Below are 9,657 nucleotides of genomic sequence, written 5' to 3'. Positions count from 1 at the left end.
CCTTGTCCGCGGACGTGAAGTACGGGTTGTTGACCTGCTTCGGCAGGAACGCGACCGTCAGGCCCTTCTTCAACTCGGCGTTCGGATCGGCCTTGCCCGCGGCGGCGCCGGAGCCGCCCTCGCTCTTGACGTCGTCCTTGCTGGTGCCGCCGCAGGCGGTGAGTCCGAGGGCGAGCGAGGTGACGGCGGCGACGGCGGCACAGGTGCGGCGCAGAGCGGTTCTGGACATGGGTGTTGCCTTTCGGTGGTGTGGTGAGAGGTGTGACGTGTGTCGAGCGGCCGGCGGGGCCGTGGTGGGAGCCCCGCCGGCGTTACGGGACTAGGGGCCGGCGGGTTCGGGCGACGGGCTCCCCGCGGCCCGTCTGCCCGCCCGGGCCACGGCGATCTGCCGGGCGACCCGCGGGCCGAGCACGGAGATGACCAGCAGCACGCCGGTGACGACGATCTGGGACTGGGCGGAGACGTCCACCAGGCTCATGACGTTCTGCAGGGTGCCGAGCAGGAACACACCCGCGACCGCGCCGCCCAGCGTGCCCTTGCCGCCGTCGAAGTCGATCCCGCCGAGCAGGACGGCGGCGATGACGGACAGCTCCAGGCCGGTGGCGTTGTCGTAGCGGGCGCTGGCGAAGTGCAGCGCCCAGAACACGCCGGTGAGCGACGCCATCAGACCCGTGAGCGCGAACAGCACCAGCTTCTGCCGCTTGACGCGGACACCGGCGAACCGGGCCGCCTCCTCGTTGGCGCCCACCGCGAACAGCGAGCGGCCGAACGGCGTGGCGTGCAGGGCGACGACCGCGAGCAGGAGCAGGACGAGGAAGGGCAGCAGCGCCGACGGGATGAAGGTGTCCCCGATCCGCCCGGAGGCGAACTTCAGGTACTGGGACGGGAAGTCCGTCACCGAGTCCGAGCCGAGGACGATCTGCGCGATGCCCCGGTACGCGGCCAGCGTGCCGATGGTGACCGCCAGCGACGGCAGCCCCAGCTTCGTCACCAGCAGGCCGTTGACCAGCCCGCAGACCAGACCCAGCAGCAGGCAGATGGGGATGATCGTCTCGATCGTCATGCCCTGGTTCCACAGGGCGCCCATCACCGCGCCGGACAGGCCCGCGGTGGAGGCGACGGACAGGTCGATCTCGCCGGCGACGACGAGCATCGTCATCGGCAGGGCGATCAGGGCGATCGGCAGCGTGTTGCCGATCAGGAACGACAGGTTGAGCGAGTTGCCGAAGCCGTCGACGAAGCCGAAGGAGAACAGCAGGACGACGATCAGCAGGGCGGCGACGACGGTGTCCCACCGGACGGCGCCGGCGAGCGGGATCCCCCTGGTCTGTGCGGCCTTGGACTGCGGGCTCTGGGTCCCGGGGCTCTTGGTCTCAGCCATTGCGGGCGTTCCTCTTCTTCAGGGCGGACGCCACGCGCAGCGCGACGACCCGGTCGACGGCGATGGCGAGCAGGAGCAGGGTGCCGTTGATGGCGAGCACCCACACGGAGCTGACGCCCAGCGCCGGCAGCACGCTGCCGATCGAGGTGAGCAGCAGGGCGCCGAGCGCCGCGCCGTACACGCTGCCGGAGCCGCCGGTGAAGACGACGCCGCCGACGACGACGGCGCTGACGACGGTGAGTTCGTATCCGGTGCCGGTCGCGGAGTCGACATTGCCGAAGCGGGCCAGGTACATCGCGCCGGCCAGGCCGGCCAGGGCGCCGCAGACGGTGTACGCGACGAGGGTCCGGCGGCGGACCGGGATGCCGGCGAGGCGGGCGGCCTCCGGGTTGGAGCCCAGGGCGTACAGCTCGCGGCCGGAGGAGAACTGCTTCAGGTAGTACGCCGTGGCGACGAGCACCACGAGGGCGATCAGGGCCAGCCAGGGCACGGCGCCGAGGCCGCCGGAGCCGAAGTCGTTGAAGCCGTCCGGCAGATCGGCGGCGGTGATCTGCCGCGAGCCGACCCAGATGGAGTCGATGCCGCGGATCACGTACATCATGCCCAGGGTCACCACGAGGGCGGGGACCTGGCCGAGGCTGACGAGCAGGCCGTTGAGCAGGCCGAAGCCGATGCCTATCGCCACCGCGAGCAGGACCGCGACCAGGCCGCTGCCGCCGTCCTGCAGATACAGGCCGGCCGCGAAGGCGCTGATGCCGAGGGTGGAGCCGACGGACAGGTCGACGTTGCGGGTGATGACGACCAGGGCCTGGCCGGTGGCGACCAGCACCAGGATGGTGGCGTTGAGCAGCAGGTCCTTGATGCCCTGTTCGGACAGGAACTCGCTGTTGCCGGCCTGGGTGACCCCGATCATCACCAGGAAGACCAGGAGGATCGCCAGTTCGCGCATCTTGAACACGCGGTCGACCAGCCGGGCGCCGCGCTCGGGTGACGCCTCGGCGGGCGGGGCGGGGGTGGGGGCGGTCATCGTCATGCGGCGGCCCTCCCGGTGGCTGCGGCCATCACGGCTTCCTCGGTGGCTTCGGCGCGCGGGATCTCAGCGGTCAGCCGGCCCTCGTGCATCACCAGCACGCGGTCGGCCATACCGAGGATCTCGGGCAGGTCGGACGAGATCATCAGGACGGCCACGCCGTCGGCGGCCAGCTGCGACAGCAGCCGGTGCACCTCCGCCTTCGTACCCACGTCGATGCCCCGGGTGGGTTCGTCGACGATCAGCACGCGCGGGCCGGTGGCCAGCCACTTGGCCAGCACCACCTTCTGCTGGTTGCCGCCGGAGAGGGTGGAGACGGTGTCGGCGATCCTGGCGTACTTGACCTGGAGCCTGACGGCCCAGTCCAGGGAGCGGCTGCGCTCGGCGCCGCGGTCCATGAGTCCGGCCCGCGTCGTCCCGCGCAGGCCGGTCAGGCCGATGTTCCGCTCGATCGACATGTCCATCACCAGGCCCTGGGCCCGGCGGTCCTCCGGTACGAGCGCCACACCCGCCGCCATGGCGACGGAGGGGGCGCCGGCGGTGAGTTCGCGGCCGGTGACGTGCACCTCGCCGGCGTCCCACCGGTCGATGCCGAAGACCGCGCGGGCGACCTCGGTGCGTCCGGCGCCGACCAGTCCGGCCAGACCGACGATCTCCCCGGCGCGGACCTCGAAGGAGACGTCGGTGAACACGCCCTCGCGGGTCAGCCGGCGCACGCTGAGGGCGACCTCGCCGGGCTGCACGTCCTGCTTGGGGTAGAGCTCGTCCAGGTCCCGGCCGACCATGCGGCGGACCAGGTCCTCCTCCGTCATCCCGTCGACCGGCTCGCTGGCGATCCAGGCGCCGTCCCGCAGGGTGGTGACCCGCTGGCAGATCGTGAAGATCTCCTCCAGCCGGTGGGAGATGAACAGCACCGCGGCGCCCTGTTCGCGCAGGGTGCGTACGACGCCGAAGAGGCGGGCGACCTCGCTGCCGGTCAGCGCGGCGGTGGGCTCGTCCATGATCAGCACACGGGCGTCGAAGGACAGCGCCTTCGCGATCTCCACGATCTGCTGGTCGGCGATCGACAGGCCCCGCGCGGGCTGCTCCGGGTCCAGGTCCACGCCCAGCCGGCGCATCAGGGCGGCGGTCGCTTCGTGCATCTTCCGGTGGTCGATGCGGCCGAGGGCGCGGCGGGGCTGGCGGCCCATGAAGATGTTCTCCGCGATCGACAGGTCCGGGAACAGCGTCGGCTCCTGGTAGATCACCGCGATCCCCGCGTCCCGCGCGTCCCCCGGGCCGTGGAACACCACCGGCTCGCCGTCCAGCAACAGCCGCCCGGCGTCCGGCCGGTGGACGCCGGCGAGCGTCTTGATGAGTGTCGACTTCCCCGCACCGTTCTCGCCGGCCAGCGCGTGCACCTCGCCGGGGAACAGTGCCAGGGACACGCCCCGCAGGGCACGCACGGCGCCGAAGGACTTGGAGACGTCCTCCAGGGCCAGTACGGGGGCAGGACCCGCGTCGGACGGGTGGGTCATCGGGTTCCTCCGTGGATACTCCGGCTTTGAGGGCGAAGAGAAAACGGACTCCTGCGGAGCAGGGCAAGGAGCGGGGTTTCCATCCCGGGGCGAAAGACCGTGCTCTGACCCGCGGGACTGATCGTCGCTCGCGATCTCGCCAGTTTCTGCGTGTGACTGCGAGCCGTGTGAAGCGGGCTTATCGGTACCGCTTCTATCCGACCGATGCGCAGGCAGCCGAGCTGTCGCGCACGTTCGGATGCGTGCGCAAGGTCTACAACTTGGCGCTCGCGGCGCGTACGCAGGCGTGGACCCGTCAGGAGCGGGTCAACTACAACCAGACCTCGGCGATGCTGACGGCATGGAAGAAGACCGAGGAACTGGCGTTCCTGAACGAGGTGTCCTCGGTCCCGCTCCAGCAAACGCTGCGGCATTTGCAGGTGGCGTTCACGAACTTCTTCGGCAAGCGGGCCAAATACCCCCGCTTCAAGTCGCGAAAGAGGTCGCGGAAGTCTGCCGAGTACACCGCCAGCGGTTTCCGATACCGTGACGGCCAGCTGACGCTGGCGAAGATGGCGGAGCCGATTCGCATCGTCTGGTCGCGTCCACTGCCCGAGGGAGCGAAGCCGTCCACGGTGACCGTGGCCCAGGACGCGGCCGGTCGCTGGTTCGTCTCGATGCTGTGCGAGGACCCCGGCGTCCAGCCGCTCCCCGCCATCCGTGCAGAGGTCGGCATCGACGCGGGCCTTGACCATCTGGTGACTCTGTCCACCGGCGAGAAGATCGCCAACCCCCGGCCCGAGCGCCGTGATCGTGCCCGTCTCGCCCTGGCCCGACGTCGTCTGGCGAAGAAGGCCAAGGGCGACGGCGCGAACCGGGCCAAGGCCCGCCGGAAGGCCGCCAGGATCCATGCCCGGATCACCGATCGCCGCCGGGACCACCTGCACCAGCTGACGACTCGTCTCGTGCGTGAAAACCAAACGCTCGTGATTGAGGACCTGACCGTGCGCAACATGGTCAACAACCACAGCCTGGCCCGCGCCATCTCCGACGCCGCATGGCGCGAGATGCGGACGATGCTCGAATACAAGGCAGCCTGGTACGGGCGGAACCTGGTGGTCGTAGACCGCTGGTTCCCCTCGTCCAAGCTGTGCTCCACCTGCGGCGCCCTGGTTGACAGGATGCCGCTCCACGTCCGCACCTGGACGTGTGGCAGCTGCGGCACGACCCACGACCGGGACGTGAACGCGGCGAAGAACCTGCTGGCCGCCGGACGGGCGGTATCGGCCTGCGGAGCCGGTGTAAGACCTCAACGGAGTTCTCCAGGCGGGCAGTCGGCGATGAAACAGGAAGCCTCACGGCGCGAGCCGCGAGAACCCCCCCTCGGGAGGAAGAGCGTCAAGAGAGCTCCTCAACGGCGCAGGCGGGGGCTCCGCACGACGTCGTGAAAGGTTTCAGTTGGATTACCCGGAGGTTAGACAGGAGTCCGGCGCGGCGTCAATGGTTTCCGGAACGAGAAGTGGAACTCCGCCCCGAGGCGCCCACCCCGGGACACATCGGGCGAAGCCCGACACCGGGGGGATGACGTCAACCATCGCCTGCGGGCGAGCCTGCGGCTCGGGCTCCGGGGCGCCCGGCAGGCCGCCGCGCGGGCGGGGGATACGTCGGGCAGGGTCCGGCGGACCACCGAAAGCGGCCGCCGACCTGCGACTTCCCGCCACACCCGGCCACGCCGGAGTTTGGGCCCGCCCTCGCCGGACGACGCCCAGCCAAATGGCTCGGGCCCGCCGCCCGCGATGGGTGCGCTCCGGCGGAGGGCAACCCACGCCGGCGGCTGTCACCGTCCCCGGTGGGTGGCACCCACCCCCAGGCACCGACGTCAGGTAGGACAACCCACATCGGGCGGCGTGAGCGTGGGGGCAACCCCGCACCGAAGGCGCGGGGCGGCGCCGCAACCGCGAGGGGCGCCGCACGTACGGGCGCCGCCACGGGTGCGGGCAGCGACGACCGCCGGGCACAAGCCACCCGCCCTCACGGGACGCGGCCCCTTGAGGCCATCGACGGTACCCGGGCCACCGGGGAACCCCCGGCCCGCCCCGGCGCCGGATCGCGCCGACCGCCGGGGGCGGAGCCCCGCCCCGGAAACCGCACCCGGCGACCCCGGCGGAGGCACCCCGCGCCACCTCCGCGAAGTCAACGGGCGGTCAATTTCCTGGCCCTCGGGCGACTTCGGGGCTTGACAGCCCTCACCCCCCTTCCTAGCCTGCCCATGAATCGTTTCATCCGACGGGCCGACGATGCCGGCCTCACCGAATCCACCAGGAGCACTCGTGACCGACCTCGGCGCAGTCAGGACCGCCCTCAAGGCACAGCGGATCGAGACGCCGTCCTGGGCGTACGGGAACTCGGGAACGCGCTTCAAGGTCTTCGCGCAGCCGGGCGTGCCCCGCACCCCGCACGAGAAGCTGGACGACGCGGCCAAGGTGCACGAGTACACGGGCGTCGCACCCCGCGTGGCCCTGCACATCCCGTGGGACCGGGTGGACGACTACGGGGCGCTCGCCGCGTACGCCGAGGAGCGCGGCCTGACCCTGGGGGCGATCAACTCCAACGTCTTCCAGGACGACGACTACAAGCTGGGCTCGGTCACCAACCCCGACCCGGCCGTACGCCGCAAGGCCCTGGACCATCTGCTGGAGTGCGTCGACATCATGGACGCCACCGGGTCGAAGGACCTCAAGCTGTGGTTCTCCGACGGTACGAACTACCCCGGCCAGGACGACGTCCGCGCCCGCCAGGACCGGCTCGCCGAGGCGCTGACCGCGGTGTACGAGCGCCTCGGCGACGACCAGCGGATGCTGCTGGAGTACAAGCTCTTCGAGCCGGCCTTCTACACGATGGACGTCCCGGACTGGGGCACCGCGTACGCGCACTGCCTCAGGCTCGGCGAGAAGGCCCAGGTGGTCGTGGACACCGGGCACCACGCCCCGGGCACGAACATCGAGTTCATCGTGGCCCTGCTGCTGCGCGAGAACAAGCTCGGCGGCTTCGACTTCAACTCCCGCTTCTACGCCGACGACGACCTGATGGCCGGCGCGGCCGACCCGTTCCAGCTGTTCCGGATCATGTACGAGGTGGTCCGCGGCGGCGGCTACACCCACGACGTGGCCTTCATGCTCGACCAGTGCCACAACATCGAGGCGAAGATCCCCGCGATCATCCGCTCGGTGATGAACGTGCAGGAGGCCACCGCCAAGGCGTTGCTCGTGGACCGCGACGCCCTGCACGCCGCCCAGGCCGCCGGCGAGGTCCTGGAGTCGAACGCGGTGCTGATGGACGCGTACAACACCGACGTACGGCCGCTGCTGGCCGAGGTGCGCGAGGAGCTGGGCCTGGACCCGGACCCGGTCGCCGCGTACAAGCGCTCCGGCTGGGCGCAGAAGATCACCGACGAGCGCGTCGGCGGCGAGCAGGCGGGCTGGGGCGCCTAGACCCAAACCAGGCGCCCGAACCCAAATCGGGTGCCTATCCCCAAACCAGGCGCCCAAGCCCCACCCCAGACCTCACCAGAACCCCAAGGAACCCACATGCCCTCCCCTCTCCACCCCGAGGCCGCCGCGCTGCTGGAGCGCTCGCACCGCCTCGGCGCCGACCCCCGCAACACCAACTACGCCGGCGGCAACGCCTCCGCCAAGGGCACCGAGACCGACCCGGTCACCGGCGCCGACGTCGAGCTGATGTGGGTCAAGGGCTCCGGCGGCGACCTCGGCACGCTGAAGGCCGAGGGCCTGGCGGTCCTGCGCCTGGACCGGATGCGCGCCCTCACGGGCACGTACCCGGGGGTGGAGCGCGAGGACGAGATGGTCGCCGCGTTCGACTACTGCCTGCACGGCAAGGGCGGGGCGGCGCCCTCCATCGACACCGCGATGCACGGCCTCGTCGACGCCGCGCACGTCGACCACCTCCACCCCGACTCCGGTATCGCGCTGGCGTGCGCCGCCGACGGGGAGAAGCTGACCGCCGAGTGCTTCGGCGACCGCGTGGTGTGGGTGCCGTGGCGCCGTCCGGGCTTCCAGCTGGGCCTGGACATCGCCGCGGTCAAGCGCGACAACCCGCGGGCGATCGGCTGCGTCCTCGGCGGCCACGGCATCACGGCCTGGGGCGACACGGCCGAGGAGTGCGAGGCGAACTCGCTGCACATGATCCGCACCGCCGAGGCGTTCCTCGCCGAGCGGGGTAAGCCGGAGCCGTTCGGGCCGGTGCTCGACGGGTACGAGGCGCTGCCGGAGGAGGCGCGCCGGGCGCGGGCCGCCGCGCTGGCGCCCGTCATCCGGGGCCTGGCCTCGACGGACCGGCCGCAGGTCGGCCACTTCACGGACTCCGACGCCGTCCTGGACTTCACCGCCCGCGCCGAGCATCCCCGGCTGGCCGCGCTGGGTACCTCCTGCCCCGACCACTTCCTGCGCACCAAGGTCCGCCCGCTGGTCCTGGACCTGCCCGCGGACGCCCCGCTGGAGGAGGCGGTGGCGCGGCTGAAGGAGCTGCACGCCGAGTACCGCGAGGAGTACCGCGCGTACTACGAGAGGCACGCCGTCCCCGGCTCCCCCGCGATGCGCGGCGCGGACCCGGCGATCGTGCTGGTGCCGGGCGTGGGGATGTTCTCGTACGGCAAGGACAAGCAGACGGCGCGGGTCGCGGGCGAGTTCTACGTCAACGCGGTCAACGTGATGCGGGGCGCCGAGGCGGTGTCGTCGTACGCGCCGATCGAGGAGGCGGAGAAGTTCCGCATCGAGTACTGGGAGCTGGAGGAGGCCAAGCTGCGCAGGATGCCGCCGCCCAAGCCCCTGGCGACCCGCATCGCCCTGGTCACCGGCGCGGGCTCCGGGATCGGCAAGGCCATCGCGGAGCGGCTGGTCGCCGAGGGCGCGTGCGTGGTGGTCGCCGAACTGAACGCGGACACGGCCGCCGCGGTGGCCGAGGAGCTGGGCGGCGCCGACCGGGCGGTCGCCGTGACGGTGGACGTCACCAGCGAGCAGCAGATCGAGGCGGCGTTCGCGCAGGCCGCGCTCGCCTTCGGCGGGGTGGACCTGGTGGTCAACAACGCGGGCATCTCCATCTCCAAGCCGCTGCTTCAGACCACGACGCGGGACTGGGACCTGCAGCACGACATCATGGCGCGCGGCTCCTTCCTGGTCTCGCGGGAGGCGGCGCGGGTGATGCTCGCCCAGGGGCTGGGCGGCGACATCGTCTACATCGCGTCCAAGAACGGCGTCTTCGCCGGGCCGAACAACATCGCGTACGGCGCCACGAAGGCCGACCAGGCGCACCAGGTGCGGCTGCTGGCCGCGGAGCTGGGCGAGCACGGGATCCGCGTCAACGGCGTGAACCCGGACGGCGTGGTCCGCGGCTCCGGCATCTTCGCCGCCGGCTGGGGTGCCCAGCGTGCGGCGGTCTACGGGGTGGAGGAGTCGGAGCTGGGGGCCTTCTACGCCCAGCGCACGCTGCTCAAGCGGGAGGTGCTCCCGGAGCACGTGGCGAACGCGGTCTTCGCCCTCACGGGCGGCGACCTCAGCCACACGACGGGCCTGCACATCCCCGTCGACGCGGGCGTCGCGGCCGCGTTCCTCCGCTGAGCGCCTCCGGCGGGGTGGGTGACCGAACCGACTCCGGGGGGGGGGGGGGGCCGCCCCCCCCCCCCCCCGGGGGTGGGGGTTGTATGTCGCGGGGGGAGGTAAAACCCACACCCCCCC

At 71.5% G+C, this 9,657-nt stretch carries 6 protein-coding genes and 1 pseudogene; 3 read left to right on the top strand and 4 right to left on the bottom strand.

The features are described 5' to 3' along the window. From AB0M28_RS38665 to AB0M28_RS38650, 4 genes and pseudogenes are all read right to left on the bottom strand, one after another. Window positions 1-229: pseudogene (locus tag AB0M28_RS38665) on the bottom strand (rhamnose ABC transporter substrate-binding protein); the annotation flags it as partial. Window positions 230-319: 90 nt separating this feature from the next. Next, window positions 320-1,381: an ABC transporter permease gene (locus tag AB0M28_RS38660; RefSeq protein ID WP_365415217.1), complete on the bottom strand. Its 1,062-nt coding sequence runs from the start codon at window positions 1,379-1,381 to the stop codon at window positions 320-322. Continuing rightward, window positions 1,374-2,414 (bottom strand): ABC transporter permease, encoded by a 1,041-nt coding sequence (locus AB0M28_RS38655; RefSeq protein WP_365415215.1) that lies wholly within the window; start codon window positions 2,412-2,414, stop codon window positions 1,374-1,376. The genes AB0M28_RS38660 and AB0M28_RS38655 overlap by 8 nt, the downstream gene beginning before the upstream one ends. Beyond that, window positions 2,411-3,928, bottom strand: a complete 1,518-nt coding sequence (locus tag AB0M28_RS38650) for a sugar ABC transporter ATP-binding protein (protein WP_365415213.1) — start codon at window positions 3,926-3,928, stop codon at window positions 2,411-2,413. Before AB0M28_RS38650 ends, AB0M28_RS38655 begins: the two co-directional genes overlap by 4 nt. Before the next feature lie 152 nt (window positions 3,929-4,080). Between AB0M28_RS38650 and AB0M28_RS38645 the strand changes: the two genes are divergently transcribed. From AB0M28_RS38645 to AB0M28_RS38635, 3 genes are all read left to right on the top strand, one after another. Further along, window positions 4,081-5,355, top strand: coding sequence for an RNA-guided endonuclease TnpB family protein (locus tag AB0M28_RS38645; protein WP_365415211.1), 1,275 nt, complete (start codon window positions 4,081-4,083; stop codon window positions 5,353-5,355). 882 nt (window positions 5,356-6,237) lie between these two features. Beyond that, window positions 6,238-7,398 (top strand): L-rhamnose isomerase, encoded by a 1,161-nt coding sequence (gene rhaI, locus AB0M28_RS38640; protein WP_365415209.1) that lies wholly within the window; start codon window positions 6,238-6,240, stop codon window positions 7,396-7,398. Between the two features lie 96 nt (window positions 7,399-7,494). Further along, window positions 7,495-9,540, top strand: coding sequence for a bifunctional aldolase/short-chain dehydrogenase (locus tag AB0M28_RS38635; protein ID WP_365415207.1), 2,046 nt, complete (start codon window positions 7,495-7,497; stop codon window positions 9,538-9,540). Window positions 9,541-9,657: the final 117 nt, after the last annotated feature.

The organism is Streptomyces sp. NPDC051940 (assembly GCF_040680895.1).
Taxonomy (GTDB): Bacteria; Actinomycetota; Actinomycetes; order Streptomycetales; family Streptomycetaceae; genus Streptomyces.
This window is presented reverse-complemented; position numbering and strand designations above follow the sequence as displayed.